Origin of the sequence: Paenibacillus sp. FSL H7-0442 (assembly GCF_038593105.1) — a bacterium.
GTDB lineage: Bacteria > Bacillota > Bacilli > Paenibacillales > Paenibacillaceae > Paenibacillus > Paenibacillus polymyxa_D.
The window spans coordinates 524576-544661 of record NZ_CP151963.1 but is presented as its reverse complement, the minus strand read 5'-3'; the positions used below and the strand labels follow the sequence as shown (position 1 = coordinate 544661).

Below are 20086 nucleotides of genomic sequence, written 5' to 3'. Positions count from 1 at the left end.
AAAAGGAGTGGTTTTTATAATGGGTATCCTAAGCGGGAATCCAAAAGACGAGCCCATGCATTACGGAGAAGTTTATAGTGTGTGGCAGTTTTCAGCGTTAGCGAAAGGCAGCGTTTCATTTTACCAAGCATGTTTAAACCACGCAGGAGACAAAGAGCTCAAAAAAATACTGGATGATCTTATTGATCAAGCTAAACTGGAAATCCAAGAATGCGACGCAATGCTTACTGATAATGGGATTGCCCCAGCTCCTATTTTGCCTGAAAGACCCCCTGTGAAACTTGAGGATATCCCGGTTGGTGCAAGGTTTACTGATCCCGAAATCGCAGCTAAAATCGCATTAGATACCTCTGTAGGATTGACATCTTGCAGCCAAGCTATGGGTCAATCCATTAGAGAAGACATCGGGGCTTTATTTGCGAAATATCATCTAACTAAAACTGCTTTGGGAGTTCGTATTTTAAAAATGAATAAAGAAAAGGGTTGGCTAATACCTCCCCCTCTTCAATTAAAAAGACCTGAACCAGTTAAAGCCTAAATTTCCAGTACGATTCCTCAACACACTGTTCCCCTTAGATTGTTCAACAAAAATCCCCGCCGACCAGTTAAGGTTAGCGGGGATTGGTTTTGTTACGTTAAGCACCTCCGATGGTAACGTAAGGCTGAATACTATTGTGGTGGTTAAGGGCTTGATCCGGCACAGTAACAATAAACAAAAAGCTAGCCGCGATGATTAGCAGTACCATTTTTTTCAACATTGGTCATCCACACCTTTTCCATAAAATTTAAAAATGCTGCTTTGGTTTCAGGAGTCGCATAATCCCGAAAATGTAAAAACAAACCCAAACAGTTTATAAAACAAGTCTCATTATTTAGTGTATGATAACTTACTAATGAATACATCAAATGTTTAAAACCATCAATGTAAGAACCTCGATGTAAATAATAATAAGATAACTCGTAACCAAACCACGCGATATAAGCCGGTATCACTTGTTGGGTATACATATCATCTGATGATAGTTGCTGTTGTGCAAAAGCATTTATTTCGGCTTCAAATTGCTGAAGTATACCTTCTACATCTATACTATATTGGTTTGCTGAAATTATAACATTCAACAGTTTTGAGATTTTCTCATTCTCGTTAGTGGCGGATGTTGCTGCAATATATTCAACATAATCTTGAAGCACACTTATATCTCCTGACAACAGTTTATATACGTAAGTATTACCTTCTGCCCAACTTTTGAACAAGCTAATCCAGTGTTGAGTATCGTCGTCAGTCTCTTTAACCCAATCTAGATTAGCGTAGGTGTATGTATATTCTAGAGCTTGTTGATAGTTGCCTTGAGCTTCACAGACACTCGCACACAATAAATCGGCATAAGAAATGTATACAAACAAGGGACGAGTTAGCTTCTTAGTAGATTCATTACGCTCTCGACTCTTCTGTTCATGTTTCAAAGTATATTGGATTTCCGCTTTATCTCTCATTTTTCGGGCTAGTTCATCAACCTTGTCCCATTTACGTAAAGACCTATATACGTTAGCCAAATCCTTCAATGCGTCAAGCTGATCTAATTCATCTAGTCGCTCGACATAAGGCTCAAACAGTATAGCTGCCTTGATATTTCGGCTTTGATCATCTCCAATCTGAATCGTGAATATGCGATATTGACAGATGGCTAAACGTTCAGAATGTTGGTACTTCTCGGCTTCAGCTACGCCCTCATAGAGCAGCAATGCAGCATCATTTCGTCCCTGCGCTAATAACATTTCTGCAATCTCAAATAGTTTGGGTGAATAGAGTAGATTGTCCATGATGGTTCCCACCACTTGACGGATCGCGCCTAACTTGTCCAACTCCGCACAGCGAAACAAAAACGGCTCGATTCGCCTCATATTCGGTGGGGTGTCGATGATGTAGTTTTCTATGAATAAATCGTAAAAGTAGCCCTCCGGTAAACCCATAGCTTCAGTAATTAGGTCAAGCTGGTTAACAGACATAGACTTATTCCCCGTCACAATAGCGCTTACTATTCCCCTATTCATGCCTGCTATATGCCCGAATTGCGTTAGACTCATGCTCTCTTGTTTTAAGTATTTGTCTAATTCTGTTCGTATCGTAGGTGTATGCTTCATGCCATAGCCACCTTCCGCTTAAATATTCCATATTTTTTAAAAACTAACTTCATTTTTCACCAAAATTGACCATCTGTCAATATACTATGCAACTAATGTAAGAATTCGGCCTTTAGCATGAAACAAAGCAAAAAAACTAATTATATTTAGCATAATAATCCTACTAAAAAGACCTCAGCGTAGAAGATTGTCCAAAGTCACAAAAAAGCGCGACCTCCAAAAAGCTTGGAAGTCGCGCTGTGCTTGAGTTTCATAGAATGCTGGTGAAGGGAATTGAACCCCCGGCATACGCATTGATGCCTAATGCTCTCTAAAGTACCCTTCTCCGTCTCCTGCGTGCATGATATCTTCTGATTGCGATTCCAGTCCTCCAGAGGACGATATCCTGTAGTGTAGAATTATCCGCCTCCCTGTCTTTATCTCCAGATCCTTCATAGCTGGCATATTACAGCAGCCTACTGAAAAGTTGCAGACTAGTCTGAACGGCGACGTTAAGCTAACGGGTAGGATATTCCAATATGTAGCAAAATTGTACTAAAATGAGTTCGTCTAGGTAAACAAAGGTATCATCTTTTATGTGAAGGAGAGGAGTACGATTATGGTTAGTAAAGAAATAAGGGACATCATATTTCAGGAATATTTCCAATGGGGAAACCACCACTGAGACCAGAGGAATATAAGCATTTAGGAAGTTGGCAGAGCAATCGTCAACAACAAAGAAATTTATAAAATTATGCTACTCAAGTCTCAAGACCTATTCACCAAATAAATTTAAAATTGAATAGATTGTTTTACAATTAACATTGGTATGCGGCGAAGAGGGAATTTAATCGCCCGGAAAAGGTCAGTTGTTCTCTCCTATTCAGACATCTTACAAAAGAAGAGCACGTTAAATTACTCAGTCGGAGGAATCACTATTTTGAGAAAGCTATCATTATTCTTTATTTCCATTATCATGTTGGGTGCAATGTTGTCCGCTTGTTCTGCCATTACATCCACCGTGAATCAAGCGACTGCAGGCGTTACGTCCGGCGAGAGCAAAGAAATCGAAAAATACAATACGTATGTGAGGCTGAATAACTTGATGACAGGCAGAATCAATGAGGTTCTGGTTCATTATTTCGAGAAGTTCGGAGTGGATACACAGCCTGTAATCGAAAAGAACTTCAGCTTCATCATGCTTGACGTTGCTGAAACTGAGCGGGAAGTTATTGATAAAGCGAACGGCTATACCGCAAGCCAACCTGCTTTTGCGAACGCAGATCCCGTAGTGATCAAACTGACACCGGTCATCAATGATCTGTTGTCCGTCCTGGACGAGATGAAAGCCTACTATGATACAAAAGGCTACGTGGATGATGACTTCGCAAAAGGAAAACAGCTGCATACCAAGCTGGTAAGTGCCAATCTCGCTTACGAGACTGTCTCCAAACAATACTTCACGGCTATGCAAAAATTGGGTAACGAGCAGCGTCTGGCTGAACTGCAAAAACTCAAAGATTCAGACCAGCAGATCAGGTATGATGCCTTGAAGTTCATGATAGATGCCGAGGCTACGGCCATTGAAATGGATGAGCAGGGTATCACCGCCGACAATGTGCTGCAGCTTGATATGACGAAGTTTAAAGCCAAATACGACATTATGACCGCAGATCTAAGTGCGCTCATGACAATCTCAAAAGATAAGAATCGAGTTCAAAAAGAAGGGATTAACAGCTTCAGTATCAGGAACTATGTTGATTCAGCCACTGAGGCAAAAGCGGCTGCTTCGAAAATTATTGAACGCATCAATAAGAAGGAACCTGTATCTGATTCTGACCTGAACGGCCAGTTCCTGAACACTACGGATGGCACATCTGAGAATTTCAATTATAAGCTAAGCAAGGCAGTCGAACGATATAATGAAATAAATTAAGCGTATCTAACGATAGGGGCTGCGAAAACAAATACGGAGTTCCGGTAACGAACAAGCTCTGCCAACCATAAGGTTAGCAGAGCTTTTGCTTTAAAATCCTCCAATGGTAACTTGAGGGTGAATGCTATGATGGTGGTTAAAAGCTTATCCGGCACATTAACAATAAGATTTAAATGCTGCTTTAATTTCTGAAACCGCATAATCCTGAAAGTGTAAAAATAACCAACCTTACTTCTCAAAGCTGGTATTCATCCGAAGATCGTTCAAGAGCGACTTGGACATTCGTCTATCAATGTAACTCTGGATACCTATTCACATGTTCTTCCGAATCTCCAAGAAGCAGTGTTAAAAAACATTGGCGATTCAATTACAGGAGACAGCATAAGTATTAAAGAACCCACTTTACTAGACTAAAGGTTAGAAGAATGTTAGAAAAATGCTCGCTCCAACAAAAAAGCGCGACCTCCAAAAAGCTTGGAAGCCGCGCTGTGCTTGAGTTTATAGCTATGCTGGTGAAGGGAATTGAACCCCCGGCCTACGCATTACGAGTGCGTTGCTCTACCCCTGAGCTACACCAGCAGGTCAGTGTAACTGACAACAAAAACTATTATACTCTTAGTTACATAAAAATCAATCACTTACATCAACTTTTTCAACTAGGATTTGGATTTAGTTCGGTAACATTTCCTGTCGCGGTGCCAGATAGTTTCTCTGCGACGGAACGGAGCTTTTGGTGACTGGAGGAAGGTTTGTCACGGCGATCATCAATTTTGACCGAGGTGGAAACACGCTTCGCTCCTGACAGGAATGGTGCTTCGTGCAGCGCAGCAATGGCGGTGAATACATCGTCCAACGAACCTTCAATAATCGTACTCATGGAGGTAAGCTCATAGGTAATTCCTTTTTGCGTCTTCAACACTTTTTGCATCTGAGCAACGTAGTCGCTCAGGCTTGTACTCCCCGTTCCAATCGGGATCACTGTCACTTCTGCAATAGCCATCGCCAGGTTCCTCCCTAAAATTAAAATCGTCGCTTCTTTAAAAATCTAAAATTTCAGTCCGATAGAGCGAGCAGCCTTATTTCACAAAAAAAGTTCATATGTATGCTGCTTGTTTCTGTAGGAAACATCTTTATCATTCATTGTACCGTTCAAACTGTCTCAATTCAAATACAGCCCGCGACTTCTCTGTATATTTTGATTTTCCATTCCTTTTCCTTTACGTATGGCTTCGAATGTTGCTATAATACTCCTTGCACTTATTTGAAATTTTAAGTTTTTACACACAATATGTTGGGTTAAATATTCATAACACGTCTAAATATAGTGATGTAGCCGATAAATCGTACGGGAACCATCTTTTCCCCCTTCATTGGCAGGTACATCGCTATTTCTATGTTATTGGATTACATACAGCCCCCAAATGCTGTCTGACCATCGCTTTTTTCGCCATTATCTTCTCATCATGATCATTTTCATGCCTATTCCCAAGTATGATTCCAAATCAGGAAAGCGAGGAATTAATCCTATGCCACAACTCGTAACCAAACCAAACAATCGCCAGTTGGCTTTTGACGAAATACGCATCTCCGTATATGCCGACCGTGTACTCAGCGGACTGGACAAGCTGGATAAGGATCGACTCATTCGCGGTGTAACTAGCAAGCTGCGCCGGGACGAAGTCACGGGGGATGACATTAGCAACGCGTTTGCAATGGCTGCCCTTGAATTGGTTAGTAAGGAAGAACCGGACTGGAAATTTGCCGCTGCACGTGCTTTGCTCACTTCCTTGTATAAAAAAGCGGCTACTCACCGCCGTTACAAATCCTATGCGGACGAGCCTTACGGCGCTTTTTATCCACTGATCACTGATTTGGTCCAAAAAGGAATTTACCGTCAAGAACTGCTCGACTACTATACCAAGGAGCAGATTGATGAGTTGGGCGATTCCATTTTGCCGAAAAATGACCTGTTGTTCGATTATATCGGGCTGTTAACACTGTCTGAGCGCTATTTGGCCAACGATTTTGACGGACGCGTAATGGAACTGCCTCAAGAACGCTACATGATCATCGCGATGTACCTGATGCACCAAGAGCCTGCCGACAAGCGGATGGAGCTGGTCAAAGAAGCGTACTGGGCGATGAGCAACATGTACATGACAGCAGCTACACCAACTATGTCCAATGCCGGAAAAAAGGTGGCCGGACAGCTCTCCAGCTGCTTTATCGACACCGTAGACGACTCATTGGAAGGTATTTTCGACTCCAATACGGATGTAGCCCGTCTTAGCAAAATGGGCGGCGGCATCGGCGTATACCTTGGTAAAGTACGGGCGCGTGGCTCCGATATCCGTGGACATAAAAATACAAGTTCCGGCGTCATTCCGTGGATTCGCCAGTTGAACAATACAGCTGTTAGCGTAGACCAATTGGGTACTCGCAAAGGTGCAATTGCCGTATATCTGGACGTATTCCATAAGGACATCCTCGCATTCCTTGACCTGAAGCTGAACAACGGTGACGAGCGGATGCGTGCACATGACGTGTTCCATGGCGTATGTCTGCCCGATCTGTTCATGGAGCGGGTCGAAGCACGGGGCGAATGGAATCTGTTCTGTCCGCATGAAGTGAAGAAAGTAATGGGCTGGAAAGATGACAACGGTCGTCCACTGGGACTGGAAGATTTTTATGATGAAACCTTCGGTTCAGGTACCTTCCGCGAGAAATACGAAGAGGCGTCGCAGCATCCGATTCTCTCTCGTATTACGGTGCCTGCTATCGACATCATGAAGCGCCTGATGAAGTCACAACTAGAAACAGGTACGCCTTACATGTTCTACCGTGATACGGTAAACCGGGCCAACCCGAACCGCGCCCATGGTATGGTGTATTCCTCCAACCTGTGTACGGAAATTATGCAAAACCAATCTGCAACTGTAGTGGAAAAAGAAGAATTGGTCACCAAGGACGGACAAACACGCATCGTTATTTCCAAAATTCCTGGCGACTTTGTGGTGTGCAACCTGAACTCCATCCATCTGGCTCGTGCGGTTCCGGCAGGTGTGCTGGATCGCCTCGTGCCGATTCAGGTACGTATGCTGGATAATGTTATTGATATCAACAACATTGAAGTACTGCAAGCACAATATACGAACAGCCAATATCGCGCTGTCGGTCTGGGTACATTCGGACTGCATCATCTACTCGCACTGGAAGGTATCCGTTGGGAATCCGATGAAGCGGTAACCTATAACGATCATTTGTATGAAAAAATTAACTACCTGGCCGTCAAATCCAGCATGGAGCTAGCGAAAGAAAAAGGCCGTTATGCCAAATTCGAGGGCTCTGACTGGTCTACCGGGCACTATTTCACTTCCCGTGGCTATACAGATGGTACACGCGAAGGCAAATTTGTCACTACCTCCGAGTGGAGTGAGCTTGCAGAAGAAGTCCAACAAAACGGTGTCCGCAACGCATGGCTGTTCGCCATCGCGCCTAACGGTTCCACGTCTATTATTGCAGGCTCTACCGCCAGCATTGATCCATTGTATGAGCTGCTTTCCTATGAAGAGAAAACAACTTACAAGATTGCTAACCCTGCACCTGACTTGAACGAAAAAACTATCTGGTACTACAAGACGGCTTTCTTGCTGGATCAACACGCTTCGATCAACATGGCTTCTGCACGTCAGCGTCATATTGACCAGGGCCAAAGCTTTAACCTGTATGTACGGCCTGATATTAAAGCAACTGAATTTTTAGAGCTGCACATCCATGCCTGGAAATCAGGTATGAAATCGACCTATTATGTACGCAGCCGCGCACTGACGATTGAAGAATGTGATAGCTGCGCATCCTAAACTAAAGGAGAGAAGCTCTCATGCAGTTACAGAAGATTTTTAACACGGAAGCGCCAAATCGCTCTACCCGTATTATTGAAGGCGAAAGCTCCGGTATTTTGAATTGGAACGATATTCGGATGCCACATATGTACAAATTGTATAAAGTGCTACTGCTGAACCACTGGATTCCAGATGAAATTCCGATGTCCAAGGACGCGTCCCAGTTCCCTGTGCTGGATGCCGAAGAACAGCGCACCTTTAAAATTAACATCGGCCTGCTGGCTGTACTGGATTCGATGCAAACGATGTTTGTCGGGGATGTAAAACGCTATTTTACCGACTCGTCACTGGAAGCTATTTCAGCGATTATCGGGCAGCAGGAAGTGGTGCATAACCAGTCCTACTCCTACGTTCTGTCTTCTTTGGTGTCAGATCAGGAACAGAAGGAAATTTTTGAATACTGGAAAAACGATCCTGTCCTGCTGGAGCGTAACACATTCATCTCGGACATTTACCAGGAGTTCCGCGATGAGCAGAACCCGCAAACCTTTTTCCAAGCGATGGTAGCCGATTTGATTCTGGAAGGCATTTTCTTTTATAGTACGTTTGCTTTCTTCTACAATTTGGCCCGTGATCAGAAAATGATGGCAACCAGCCAAATGATCTCGTATATTCAGCGTGATGAAAATCAGCATTGCTACTTCTTTGCCGAAGTGTTTAAGCAGCTGTTGTCTGATTTCCCTGAGCTGAATACCAAGGAAAATACGGACTATGTCTATCGTATGATTGACCGCGCTGTGGAGCTGGAAACGAATTGGGCGCATTATACGCTCAAAGAGGTTCGCGGCATCGACCTGAACGAGCTGAGCGATTACATCAAATACATGGCAAATATGCGCCTGAGATTGCTTGGTATGGACAAAGCGTACGAAGGCGTAGATGTAAACTGTATGCCTTGGATTAAACCATTCTCAGATGAAGCGCTGAATGCGACAAAAACGGACTTCTTTGAAGCAAAATCACGCAATTATGGCAAGGTCGGAGATGACAACGGATTTGACGATTTGTAAGTCATAAGATACAGCCTTAGCTCGGTACTTACCGGGCTAAGGCTTTTTTCATGAGAATTTACGCAAATACGCAAAAAAAATCATGAAACATCTGAATAACTATTCATATTTTCCTATTTGTACACGATATATATGAAGGTAAAAAAAACATAGTAAGGAGCATATTATGAAAAGAAGCGTTAAAAAAAGAATGGGATTACAATCCAAACTCTACTTCATCTTGCTCATTCCTTTAATAGTGATTGGCGTCATTGTTCTGTGGACGACCAATCAATCTATCCAGAATGCTTCTCTATCAACCATGCAGCTAAATAATGAAACGCTGGCAAAGAACACGGCCCAGTTATTGGACAAATCCGCAGTCAAGAGCTTAAATACGGATTCATCGGAGCAAAGTAGCGAGTATAAACAACTTCGTAACGAGTTAAATACGCTCAGGCTGCAAACTGGAATCCTGTACATCTATATGTACAACCGTGTGGGCAATGAGTGGAAAATTACGGTAGATGGAGCCGCATGGGACGACAAAGACTACAGTCCATTCGGAACTCCTGTAAGTTTTACCCTTAAAGAAACGGAAGAGAAATTGAAACAAGGGGAAACAGTGACTACAGATATTACAACGGACCCTGAGTGGGGGACGATGTTTTCCTCCTTTACTCCCATTAAGGATACAGATGGAACCATCATTAGTTATTTGGGAATCGATAGATCCCTGTCCTCTGTGACTGAAGTATACGAACATACCTTGCCCGAGGCCTACCGATTAGTTATTCCTGTTGTCTCCATCATTCTGATCATCTCCATTACGGCTATGATGCTGGTAACCCGGCGGATACTGCGTCAGGTGAGATTTATTAAAAATACACTGGAGCAAGTAGCCGACGGCAACCTTACGGTTACATCGCCTCAAGTAACCTATGATCAGTTAGGCGAAATCAGCGGATTGACGAACAAAATGGTGGAAGCCATGTCGAATATGATTGTGGATATTCAAAGCAGTTCAAGTACACTCCAGCATGCTTCGAAGAATATCGTCGTGACAACGGAGGGGACACTCCATCAGACTGAGGAACTGTCCCGTACGCTCCAGCAAATTGCCGATGTCTCTATTAACCAAGCAGAACAAGCGGTGGAATCAGTTCAACAATCTGACCGATTAGGACAAACGCTGGATGAAGTCGGAAGCCATGTGCAGCAATTCACGGATACAGCCCATCATCTCAATGAGGTTCGCAATCAGGTAGCCAGTGAGCATGAACTGTTATTAGAAAAAGGACGAGAAAGCGCCCTGCGTATCAAGCAGATGCAACGCATGTCCCACGCGTTAACCGAAAAATCCCGCGAGGCAGCTAACATCGGTCAACAGGTACAGGGCATCGTAAAGCAGACGCAGATTTTGTCCTTCAATGCATCTATTGAAGCCTCACGTGCAGGCGAAGCTGGCAAGGGTTTTTCTGTGGTCGCTCATGAAATGGGGCAACTTGCCCAACAATCCGCCATATCGATTCGTGAAATCGACGAAATCTTAAGCAGCTTTGTTGAGCAAATTGAGCAAATGGGTGATCAATTTGATGAAAACATAAAGACCGTCAATGAACAAGAAACCCAAATTTCAGCATGTCTACAGTCTGTTGACAAAGTCACCCAGGTTTCACGGGAAGTTGAGGAGTTAGCTGCACATCTGGCTCAGTTGACGGCAGAGATGCAAGAGGTACGTCACAGCGTAGATCAACATTTAAATCACACAGCCAGCGCGGCACAGCAGACTGCCGGAATGACAGAAGATGTATCAGCAAGCGCTCAGAAACAGGCCCTAGCGGTAAAAGAACTATCCGAAGTAGCCCGCAATCTCACCACACTATCAAACAATCTGCAGCGTCATGCCGACCAGTTCCGGGTAAAAAACGCTGAATAGTAAATATGATGCTGGATTCGATTCAACTAAACAAAAAAAGTAAACTAAAATGGAGCATTCGCTAACGTAGCGAATGCTCCATTATTATGTTTTGAAAGCCGAGCAGAGTTCACCTTTATCCGAGTAGGTGCATACATATAACCTAGAAGTGTGTATTCAAGCAACCCAGAATCATACCCGTTCTTATGATGGAGGTAGCGCCGCTGTTTTCACCTGTTTTGTGTAAGAAGGATAGCCTCCCGTATGCTGGAGCATTTCGATTTCACGCAGAATACGCGGCAAGTCAGCGACCGAGTTCATCACGATGTGGGCTCCTGCTCTTTTCAAACCATATACACTCTGTCTGCGCCGTTCCTCAGCCACTCTGTCTTCCGCTTCATGGCTGGTCGTTTGAGCTACGGTCGTCACGCTTTCGTTATGGTTCAAGACACCAATCGTCCATACACCGGCGTTCCGTCCTTCTTGCATATCGGCTGCTGTATCTCCTACTTTCACAATATCGCTCAGCGGAAATACCTGCAAGCGATGTGCAATTTCATAGATCATCCACGGATAAGGTCTCCCCTGCGAAACTTCACAAGGGGCAACCATACAATCCAGCGTATAGGGTGACTGCGCAGGCGTAAATACGTGACTGAGCATCTCCATTGGACAGGATGCAGTGGCACCTGACTGAATGCGACGATCCTGCAACTCCTGCAGCGCCCTATCTATACCGATAGCAGGCTCAGCCCCTTGGATCAAGGAGCGGAGAACAGGGACAAGCTCAAGATAAATATGCTCAATATCCACTCTGCCAGGATGCGCACCAAAGCACTCCAGCCATTTTTTCCGAACCTCTGAAAGTCCCAGCACATTCGCAATATGATCCCGGATCGGCATTCCTCGCCCATGAGATACCTGTTCTTCAGTTACCTGTATACCTTTCCATCTGAAAATATCACGCATTCCCTGGGTTAAGCCTCGTCCTCCGGGGTCTAACAATGTACTTTCGAGATTAAAAATAACCGCCTGTATCATGCAATCCCCGCCTTTCCGTACCGCGGCTATCCGCAATCTTTATTTTGCTTAGGAACATGATACACAGCTAACGTAAACTGAAATGTCGTAAACGGTAAGCGGATTGTAATTGAAAATAAATTCCTTGATTGGTTGTGAATACCGAGTGTGATCAGAGGAGGAGTCGCAACATGAGACAGCCTTGGAATGAATTTAATTCCAAAATGCCTTGGCGGATGGAGCTTGGTTGTTATGCGCTGAATAAACTGGCCTGTGGAGGATTGGTTTTTGGTCTCTTATGGGTCTACTGCTATCTGACAGAGGAAGTAATAGGGGTTCCTCTGACTATAGCAGGCAATAGTGGTGAACTGACCGCGCAGCTGTGGGCCTATGGTTTTGCCCTTCCTGCCGCTCTTGTCGCTGATGCGCTATGCGATCTTTTACCCTGGCTTCGCAAGCCCGAGCAGCTCACCCTATACCTCGCTGCAGGATTCAGTGTCTTTCTCCTGCTAGGTTCTTTGATGTCGCCTGCCGGAACGGGCATTTCATGGAGCAACGGCATAGCAGGTGCAGGGATTACACTGCTGTATTATGGAGGAAGGCACTGGCTGAACCGTGAATATGGATTACAGATCATGCTGGCCTTCCTCCTGCCACTGCTGCTATGGCCTATAGGGCTTCAATAATGTCCCCAGCGATCACAGAGGCAGGATGCTGGCGATGACGTGCGGCTGTTTCTCCAGCCGCACCATGCAAATACACGCCAAAAGCTGCTGCCTGCGAAGCATTCAAGCCCTGAGCCAGCAAACCTGCGATGATGCCTGTTAGCACATCGCCCGCACCGCCTGTCGCCATCCCAACATGGCCTGTGGTATTGACGTAGGCCGCTCCGTCGGGACAAGCGATGACGGTGCGCGCTCCTTTGAGCACCAGCGTGACCCCACGTGTTCGGGCGTACTCCCGGGCATGGGTGATACGGTCACGCTGCACCTCTGCTGTCGGTATGCCCAGCAGACGAGCCATTTCACCGGGGTGCGGCGTCAGTACGACTGCCGCACTTCTCGGCTTCCAAGCCTCTAGCTCAGGCCCCGCCGAGGCGAGGATGTTCAAGGCGTCCGCATCAAGTAGGAGCGGACCGCCGTATTCCTCCCACAGGCGGCGTAGCCAGCCGGTGTCCCCTGCAAAGCGGCCGAGGCCGGGGCCGACGGCCAGCACATCACGTGCCTGCGCGAGCTGTAGCAGCTCGTCTGCGGAGTCGGCGTTCCATTCGCCGTCTCCGCCTGCTGCTGCGGCAGCGAGCATTAGTTCCGGCGCGGCGCCAATGACGCGCGGCAGCAGCGCTTCGGGCACCGCCCACGTGACAAGGCCGCTGCCGATGCGCAGGGCGGCACGTGCGGCCAGCAAGCCCGCGCCGCTCATGCGCAGGCTTCCAGCCGCGACCAGAACGTGGCCGTAGGTGCCCTTGTGTCCATCCGGCACGCGGCTGCGGCTTACATCCACGTCCAGCGCAGCGCGCAGCGTGTCACGGGTCAAGAGCTGCAGCTGCACGCCGCACTCACGGGCAAGGCCGGGTGGAATACCGATGTAGCGTACCACCACATCGCCTGCGGTCCCGGCGCCTGGATATTGGACGAGCCCACGCTTCAAGTAGGCGAGGCATACGGTGACGCGCGCACGAATGCACGGCTCGTGCAGTGCACCTGTGTCGGCGTCAAGGCCGCTAGGCACGTCTACCGACACCAGCGGTACGCCGCTGGCATTGGCCTCGCGGATCAGCGAGGCGTAGGGTTCGCGCGGCGGGCCTTGCGTGCCCGTGCCCAGCAGGGCATCGACGATGCCGGAGGCGCCGCGCAGGTCGAGGGTATCCCGGCCATAGAGGATCACCGGGATACCCAGAGCCGCGATGATATCGCGCTGCGCAGCCGCTTCACCCCGCAGCGTGTCTGGCGGCTCGACGTACACAACGGTGACGCGTAGACCTGCATCGGTTAAATGGCGGGCCGCCACCAGTCCGTCACCACCGTTGTTGCCTTTGCCTACGAGGATATACCAGTGTTCTCGTTCCCGTAAGTCATGTCGTCCTTGACTCCACGTCTCTGTCCGTATAATACCGCCATGTCCCGGTATATCCCCCGGCCCTGTGTGTGAAAGCTTCAATACTTCGTCAGCTACCGCGCGCCCGGCATTTTCCATCAAGGTAAGGGCCGGAATACCCAGCTTGTCAATTGTATAGCGATCCAATTCTCGCATTTCTTCGGCGGTCACCATATACATGCCTTTCGCCTCCCGTATGGCTATCCCTGCTTATTAATATCCAACTGTAAAACGGGAATTGACAAATTCCCCTTCTACTAACTCATCAATCAGGGCTACCGCATAATCTTCGACCGAGATACGGCTATGGCCTAATTCGTCAACCACCAAATGATCCAAACCAATACGGAACTGTCCTGTACGTTTTCCTGCTTCAATCATTCCGGCAGGACTACAATAGGTCCAGTCTACATCCGCAGCGCGGTACAGCTCCAGTGCATCTGCATGGGCAGCCGCCAGCGGCTTCACTTCCTCCGGAAACTCGGCGGTATCCATGAGGCGTTCACCGTTTTCTGTTTTCAGACTTCCCGCTCCACCAACGACAAGTATGCGCTCCGCGCCAGAACGCCGAGTTCCTTCCAGCAAAGAACGAGTCGCTTCGAGCAGTTCTTCCTCTTCTCCAAACTTGGGACCGTATGCGCTAATGATAGCATCGTGCCCCTTAGCCACTTCCGTAACGGAATTCGGATTTAGAATATCTGCTTGAACCACCGTCAAGTATTCACTTTGCTCCGTCACACGTTGGGGGTCGCGCACCGCTGCTGTCACCTCATACTTACGCTTGATAGCTTCCTTTACTAACGCTTTGCCGATTGTTCCTGTTGCCCCGAAAATAATAACCTTCATATTCACTGCCTTCTTCCTGTCTATAATTTACTTACTGTTATTTATCCGTTTTATCTCCAGCTTAAACCCGTGCAAGATATCGATTCGATGTCTCATGATCTTCTGTTGCAATTTTTATATTTTTATCCATACCGAATCTACCCTCCTGCTTGTATCTTGTCTATTTTACCAAAAAATACTTCATATATCCTGGTCAAAGGTATACAAGCCCTTGAAATGCCTGTGTAGTCTGTGCAATAGTGTAGAAAGAACAATGGAAGGAGGGATTGCGGGTGTCCCCGACGGACTTCGCGGCGTTAGTCGCATATATCTCACCCGGTCTGATCGCCTTCCTGCTGGCGTTGTCTTTGCTGGTATGGCTGTATGTTCACAGTGCAGCCCAGCTTCGAAATTCGCGTCAGCAGCGGCTGGAAGAATTACAGGAATCGCTGCGTATCTATGGACGATTAGCTGGTTGTCTCCAAACCACTACCCAGAACGGGTTCAATAACAGCGAAAAGCAGTACCAGAACGGACTCATCCACGCTCTTCAGGAAGCCAAAGCTGCTCCCTATTTGACCCCTCACCTTCAAGAGCAGGTTCAAGCATCCCTTCGGGAGTGTGATGCGTTCCGCAGAGAATTGCTTCTCAAATCACTGGAGCGTGAAATGAACAAACTCATTGAGGAACGGCGTCTTGTTCTGCTGGAATCTCATGCTCCGGGCTGGGGAACAGCATTGTGGAAGCTAGTGCGTCCAGCAGCTGGTCCGCTGGCACTGGCAGGAATCGTCTGGTTGGTCACAAGGCTGGTTGTGGAACTGACAGCCTCCAGCCATGTTGATGTTAGTCTGCCCGACACTGCACAATCTGCCTCATGGCTCAAAGGGTATGCATGGATGAAATTCGTTTCAGGCCTGATCGCCCTACTGTATGTATATCGGCTGATGACCCTGCGCAGACAAAATGATCTGGACGTGACGGCATCCCATTTTCCAACAAGCCTGTTGTGCTTGGTAATCGCCGCTGTCGCCCTGTTTCAATGGATCGGACCGGAAGCATCTCCCTACATACTGGCTGTTCAGCTTGTGCTGTTCTTGATCGGCTTCCGACTTACCCGAGGTCGCTCGCGCAGTGATCGTCCTTATGTTGGTCATCCCGGCTTGATCAAGGCAGATGCTTCTCAACATCAGGATTTACGCGCAGCAGATACAGATAAAACGGCTGACTCTTCTTTGGCAGAAGAACATATCCGATCCTAAACACCAATGGCACATGCCTCTACCCGTATCCTGCCTGCAAATCACATACCATCACAGGACATCCCAACAACAAAGAAAGAGTTTATGGGGTGTCCTGTTTTCTGAACAATTTTTGGATTTTTGTGGGGTTAGGCTTGTGCCAATGATCAAGGAAAGGGTATATTGTTTATATAAATGTAAATCATATCGTTTTTTATGTATTATTATTGAAAAAAATCCATATATGTTAAACTACCATCAATTTATGATGTGCGTTAGAATTGGAGGAACTATGCAACTGGACATTTCTGAAAAATCACTTCCCGTTTATGAGGCGCTGGCCAGTGAGGTTCGGCTAAACATGATTGTTCTGCTTGCGGAGAAGCCTATGAATATACGTGAGCTGGCGGAAGCTTTGGGGCTCAGCAGTGCGATTATGACGATGCATGTCAAGAAACTGGAGAGAGCGTCCATTATTTCGACCAAAATGCTGCCCGGACGAGGCGGGGTACAGAAAGTGTGCTCGCTGGCAACAGACAAAATTGAAATCGCCATGCCACGCTATCAGCAGGATGTACGGCAATTCCATCAGACAGAGATTTCCGTCGGACACTTTACAGATTTTGAAATACAGGCGACCTGCGGACTGGCTACCGTCGAAAAGATCATTGGTGAATTCGATGAGCCTCGTTCGTTCTTGGACCCTGAGCGCTTCAATTCCAAAATTCTTTGGTTCAGCCAAGGATATATGGATTATAAGGTGCCGAATTTCCTACTGTCCAGCCAAAAAGCTGAGGAACTGGAAATTTCGATGGAACTATCATCCGAGGCCCCTTTTACCAATGATAATTGGCCTTCAGATATCACTTTTTTCCTAAATGATGTGAATTTGGGTACATGGACCAGCCCAGGGGATTTCGGGGATAACCGTGGTAAATACACACCTGCATGGTGGCCTGATTTTATCAATCAATATGGTCTCCTCAAAAGACTTCGCGTTACCTCCGAGGGTACCTTTATGGATGGGAAGCAAATTTCTGACGTGACTTTAAGCCAAGTGCTGATTGATCAGAAACAATGGAAATTCCGTATTGCCATATTGGATGATGCCCAGCATGTGGGAGGGGTTACTCTGTTCGGCACCGGATTCGGTAACTACAATCAGGACATCTTGTTCCGTTTGTACTACAAACATGCAGAAAATCATACCAAAACAGTAACGGTAGAAGCTGGCGATAGCAGCAAATAGTTTTAGTCCACTTCAAGACCTGAACACGGCGTTTTGCCCATGCCTTTCATGGGAAACAAAGCGCCGTGTTTTATTTTTCATTCACTTATATCGTACTCTTTTGCCACGTGCTATCCGATTAGCGTACAGGTTCAATACACACAGGTGAAGGAACCTCCAGCACATATCCCGTTCGGGTCAGCCTTCCATCCTCACTATGGATGGCAAAGGATACGAGGTTGTTTCCATCCTGATTCGCCACTACCAGATAACCGGACAGGATGTTGAAGTTACGCGGTGTGCTGCCGAAGGTTTCCACCCATTCAACCGTCTTCAGCTTGCCGCTGTCCAGATCGACATGGTATAGCACGATGCTGTCATGGCCGCGGTTTGACACATACAAAAAGCGTCCACAGGGCGTAATCCGAATATCGGCTGCTGTATTATCTACATTTATAAAGCCTTCTGGCAGTGTGGACAGGCTTTGCAGCAATGTAAGCTCACCATTACGTTCGTTATAACTAAACACAGCGACGGTATTGTTCAACTCATTGGCGACAAAAGCATATGGACGCGAAGGATGAAAAACCAGATGACGCGGTCCAGAACCAGGTGGCAAATCTGTCTCACGATGGGTCACCAGTTTGCCATCCTCTGTCAAACGGTATACCACAATCTGATCCAGCCCCAGATCACATATCAGGGCATACTGTCCTGAAGGATCTGGAATAATCGAATGCGGATGTGCCGCATCCTGACGGTCCTGGCGAATACCTGAGCCGGTATGCTGAACTTGCCCCGACATGTCTCCTAATCCTCCAGCTTCCGTCACAGGGAACACAACGGCATTGCCGCCTGAATAGTTGGAAGCCAGCACATATCGTCCATCGGTTGTTACGGAAACATAGCAAGTATGTGCTCCCTCTGTCCCTTTGCGATCCAAAGGATGTAATTCCCCCGTCTGGGTATTCACCTGATACGCATACAGCTCGCCTCCTTCTGTTTCACTGGCAGCATACAGCTTTGTCCCATCCGGGTGTAGCGCGAGAAAAGAAGGCCTCTCCATCCCTTCCACACCTCCAACCATGCGCAGATCACCATGGGTCACATTCAAAGCACATACATATATTCCTCTTTCCTGACGAGACGCATAAGTCCCTGTATAAAATAACTGCTCATTCCGCTCTTCCATCGGCTCTCAGCTCCTTCTAGCTTTTTTTATCTGGCTTTTAGCTCTACTATTTGTCTTGTTGTAAAACCATCATGCATTATTACCCAAGATTCTGTCGTTTCATTAACGTTTCGCAATGTATGCAAAAAAATAGCCTCCTTCGGCGCCATCTGTGGTTCATAAGAACGTCACAGTTCACACCAAAAGAGACTAAATTTACGACAAGAACAACATTAAACCGCTGTGGTTTGCGTATCTCTGCTATTCCATTTTACAGCCAGCCCCAAACTAAGGATGAGAATGACTGCCCCAAAAATATATGGCAAATTGATATGCACATCGAACAATTTACCCGCAAGTGCAGGCCCCAGAATATTACCAATACTCATATAAGCATTGTTCATGCCGGCTGCAACTCCCTGCTCATCCCCCGCCATTTTGGATAAAGCAGTATTAATGGCTGGCCGCAGCAACGACGTAGCGGTAAAGAAGATAAGCGATACCCCGAGTACATAATAAAAGTTGCCGGAGAGCAGCATAAGCACAAGGGAAATCGCTGAAAACAGAAAGGAGCCGATAATGACACCTTTTTCGCCAAAACGATTCAACATCGGGCTAATGACCACAGCTTGAATCACGGTTCCGACCAGTGCTCCTACGGTAATAATGATAGCAATATCACGCTCATTGTAATGAAACTTGCCCGTCACGAAGAAAGGAAACATCGTTTCAAAATGCGTCAATCCAAAGGTTAGCGTGAATATCATAATCAGCAGCATAAAGTAAGGCTTGCGGAAAGAAAGGGCAAACTGTTTAATCACATTATCCCGTTTGGCCTTGACATTCCGAAACTTCAACTGTTTCTCCAGCGACAAGGTTTCGGGCAGCATAATCAAGGAAATCAGTGCAGCTACGCCCGATACGGCCGCCGAAACATATAAGGGCGTACGAATCGAGATATCTGCCAGCAAGCCGCCCACACCAGGACCGATCACAAAGCCAAGAGACATGGCAGCACCCATCAACCCCATTCCTCTACCGCGATTGTGGACCGTTGTAATATCAGCAATATAGGCCATCATCGGAGGAATCATAAAAGCTGCTCCTGCACCTCCCAGCAAACGGGAGATATATAGTATGGTTAACGATTCCCCAATCGCAAACAATACAGAAGACGCCGTCATGATTACCAAACCGATAATAATCATTTTTTTACGTCCGTATTTATCGGACCATTCTCCCGCTAACGGCGAAAACAGGAATTGGGTTAAGCCAAACACGGCAACCAAATAACCACCCGTTTCACCACTGCCTCCCAAGGAGCTCATAAACTTGGGAAGGATCGGAATAATGAGGCCAATCCCCAGCATGGCAATAAACATATTAATCATCAAAATGACCAGCGGCCCCATTTTCAACTGTTGTGAATCTGACATGTAGCGTTTTGTCCTCCTCAGGTTCTTTATTTCGTATACGAAAATCTTATTTTGCAACCATTCCAGCAAAACTCTTCATTATATTAATAGAGAGAAGGACAAATAACAATCATAAAATACTTCCGATAACCCTGAATCTTTCCTTTGGGCAGAACAGCAAAAAGGAACAACTTGAAATGGCGATGTTGTCCCTCTCATAACGAACGAC

General features: G+C 46.5%; 15 protein-coding genes, 1 tRNA gene and 1 pseudogene. 9 read left to right on the top strand and 8 right to left on the bottom strand.

The features are described from left to right. The first annotated feature begins 19 nt into the window (after nucleotides 1-19). Entirely contained in the window at nucleotides 20-538 is a 519-nt protein-coding gene (locus tag MHH57_RS02395) for a DUF3231 family protein (RefSeq protein WP_029516021.1), read from the top strand. 182 nt (nucleotides 539-720) lie between these two features. Here the strand turns inward: MHH57_RS02395 and MHH57_RS02390 are convergent, their stop codons facing one another. Continuing rightward, nucleotides 721-2142 (bottom strand): transcriptional regulator, encoded by a 1422-nt coding sequence (locus MHH57_RS02390; RefSeq protein WP_340953987.1) that lies wholly within the window; start codon nucleotides 2140-2142, stop codon nucleotides 721-723. Nucleotides 2143-3061: 919 nt separating this feature from the next. Between MHH57_RS02390 and MHH57_RS02385 the strand changes: the two genes are divergently transcribed. Together MHH57_RS02385 and MHH57_RS02380 are read left to right on the top strand one after the other, a co-directional pair. Then, nucleotides 3062-4057: a YiiG family protein gene (locus MHH57_RS02385; RefSeq protein WP_342434787.1), complete on the top strand. Its 996-nt coding sequence runs from the start codon at nucleotides 3062-3064 to the stop codon at nucleotides 4055-4057. Nucleotides 4058-4282: 225 nt separating this feature from the next. Beyond that, a pseudogene (locus tag MHH57_RS02380) lies at nucleotides 4283-4471 on the top strand (integrase); the annotation flags it as partial. Between the two features lie 93 nt (nucleotides 4472-4564). Here MHH57_RS02380 and MHH57_RS02375 read toward each other — a convergent pair. Beyond that, nucleotides 4565-4636 (bottom strand) — tRNA-Thr (locus tag MHH57_RS02375). A 73-nt stretch (nucleotides 4637-4709) separates the two neighbouring features. After that, a complete protein-coding gene (locus MHH57_RS02370; RefSeq protein ID WP_013308518.1) occupies nucleotides 4710-5057 on the bottom strand; it encodes an MTH1187 family thiamine-binding protein in 348 nt (115 codons plus the stop codon). 526 nt (nucleotides 5058-5583) lie between these two features. On the opposite strand from MHH57_RS02370, the gene MHH57_RS02365 reads away from it, so the two are divergent. The 3 genes from MHH57_RS02365 (at nucleotide 5584) to MHH57_RS02355 (ending at nucleotide 10887) form a co-directional block, all read left to right on the top strand. Beyond that, nucleotides 5584-7917: a ribonucleoside-diphosphate reductase subunit alpha gene (locus MHH57_RS02365; RefSeq protein ID WP_029517884.1), complete on the top strand. Its 2334-nt coding sequence runs from the start codon at nucleotides 5584-5586 to the stop codon at nucleotides 7915-7917. Nucleotides 7918-7937: 20 nt separating this feature from the next. Further along, nucleotides 7938-8969 (top strand): ribonucleotide-diphosphate reductase subunit beta, encoded by a 1032-nt coding sequence (locus tag MHH57_RS02360; protein ID WP_029517885.1) that lies wholly within the window; start codon nucleotides 7938-7940, stop codon nucleotides 8967-8969. Nucleotides 8970-9135: 166 nt separating this feature from the next. Further along, nucleotides 9136-10887: a methyl-accepting chemotaxis protein gene (locus MHH57_RS02355; protein WP_342434786.1), complete on the top strand. Its 1752-nt coding sequence runs from the start codon at nucleotides 9136-9138 to the stop codon at nucleotides 10885-10887. A 183-nt stretch (nucleotides 10888-11070) separates the two neighbouring features. Here MHH57_RS02355 and MHH57_RS02350 read toward each other — a convergent pair whose 3' ends face one another. Further along, nucleotides 11071-11907 carry an HAD hydrolase-like protein gene (locus tag MHH57_RS02350; RefSeq protein WP_029517887.1) on the bottom strand — a complete coding sequence of 279 codons (837 nt, stop codon included), beginning with the start codon at nucleotides 11905-11907 and terminating at the stop codon, nucleotides 11071-11073. A gap of 170 nt (nucleotides 11908-12077) precedes the next feature. Here MHH57_RS02350 and MHH57_RS02345 point away from each other — a divergent pair, with 170 nt between their 5' ends. Next, nucleotides 12078-12572: a hypothetical protein gene (locus MHH57_RS02345; RefSeq protein ID WP_165148014.1), complete on the top strand. Its 495-nt coding sequence runs from the start codon at nucleotides 12078-12080 to the stop codon at nucleotides 12570-12572. On the opposite strand, the gene MHH57_RS02340 is transcribed toward MHH57_RS02345, so the two are convergent. Next, entirely contained in the window at nucleotides 12556-14160 is a 1605-nt protein-coding gene (locus MHH57_RS02340) for an NAD(P)H-hydrate dehydratase (RefSeq protein ID WP_342434785.1), read from the bottom strand. The genes MHH57_RS02345 and MHH57_RS02340 overlap by 17 nt on opposite strands. A 33-nt stretch (nucleotides 14161-14193) precedes the next feature. Next, nucleotides 14194-14826 carry an NAD(P)-dependent oxidoreductase gene (locus tag MHH57_RS02335; protein ID WP_039270303.1) on the bottom strand — a complete coding sequence of 211 codons (633 nt, stop codon included), beginning with the start codon at nucleotides 14824-14826 and terminating at the stop codon, nucleotides 14194-14196. Between the two features lie 272 nt (nucleotides 14827-15098). Between MHH57_RS02335 and MHH57_RS02330 the strand changes: the two genes are divergently transcribed. Both MHH57_RS02330 and MHH57_RS02325 read left to right on the top strand, forming a co-directional pair. Next, nucleotides 15099-16064: a hypothetical protein gene (locus MHH57_RS02330; protein ID WP_342434784.1), complete on the top strand. Its 966-nt coding sequence runs from the start codon at nucleotides 15099-15101 to the stop codon at nucleotides 16062-16064. Between the two features lie 271 nt (nucleotides 16065-16335). Continuing rightward, nucleotides 16336-17292: an ArsR family transcriptional regulator gene (locus MHH57_RS02325; RefSeq protein ID WP_039270301.1), complete on the top strand. Its 957-nt coding sequence runs from the start codon at nucleotides 16336-16338 to the stop codon at nucleotides 17290-17292. 118 nt (nucleotides 17293-17410) lie between these two features. Here the strand turns inward: MHH57_RS02325 and MHH57_RS02320 are convergent, their stop codons facing one another. After that, nucleotides 17411-18463 carry a lactonase family protein gene (locus MHH57_RS02320; RefSeq protein ID WP_069010784.1) on the bottom strand — a complete coding sequence of 351 codons (1053 nt, stop codon included), beginning with the start codon at nucleotides 18461-18463 and terminating at the stop codon, nucleotides 17411-17413. A gap of 212 nt (nucleotides 18464-18675) precedes the next feature. After that, a complete protein-coding gene (locus MHH57_RS02315) occupies nucleotides 18676-19878 on the bottom strand; it encodes an MFS transporter (protein ID WP_342434783.1) in 1203 nt (400 codons plus the stop codon). Nucleotides 19879-20086: the final 208 nt, after the last annotated feature.

Bases quoted from the DNA above. Each gene is read 5' to 3' on its own strand.
- MHH57_RS02395 (WP_029516021.1), top strand. From the start codon at position 20: ATGGGTATCCTAAGCGGGAATCCAAAAGACGAGCCCATGCATTACGGA.
- MHH57_RS02390 (WP_340953987.1), bottom strand. From the start codon at position 2,142: ATGAAGCATACACCTACGATACGAACAGAATTAGACAAATACTTAAAA.
- MHH57_RS02370 (WP_013308518.1), bottom strand. From the start codon at position 5,057: ATGGCTATTGCAGAAGTGACAGTGATCCCGATTGGAACGGGGAGTACA.
- MHH57_RS02365 (WP_029517884.1), top strand. From the start codon at position 5,584: ATGCCACAACTCGTAACCAAACCAAACAATCGCCAGTTGGCTTTTGAC.
- MHH57_RS02360 (WP_029517885.1), top strand. From the start codon at position 7,938: ATGCAGTTACAGAAGATTTTTAACACGGAAGCGCCAAATCGCTCTACC.
- MHH57_RS02355 (WP_342434786.1), top strand. From the start codon at position 9,136: ATGAAAAGAAGCGTTAAAAAAAGAATGGGATTACAATCCAAACTCTAC.
- MHH57_RS02350 (WP_029517887.1), bottom strand. From the start codon at position 11,907: ATGATACAGGCGGTTATTTTTAATCTCGAAAGTACATTGTTAGACCCC.
- MHH57_RS02345 (WP_165148014.1), top strand. From the start codon at position 12,078: ATGAGACAGCCTTGGAATGAATTTAATTCCAAAATGCCTTGGCGGATG.
- MHH57_RS02340 (WP_342434785.1), bottom strand. From the start codon at position 14,160: ATGTATATGGTGACCGCCGAAGAAATGCGAGAATTGGATCGCTATACA.
- MHH57_RS02335 (WP_039270303.1), bottom strand. From the start codon at position 14,826: ATGAAGGTTATTATTTTCGGGGCAACAGGAACAATCGGCAAAGCGTTA.
- MHH57_RS02325 (WP_039270301.1), top strand. From the start codon at position 16,336: ATGCAACTGGACATTTCTGAAAAATCACTTCCCGTTTATGAGGCGCTG.
- MHH57_RS02320 (WP_069010784.1), bottom strand. From the start codon at position 18,463: ATGGAAGAGCGGAATGAGCAGTTATTTTATACAGGGACTTATGCGTCT.
- MHH57_RS02315 (WP_342434783.1), bottom strand. From the start codon at position 19,878: ATGTCAGATTCACAACAGTTGAAAATGGGGCCGCTGGTCATTTTGATG.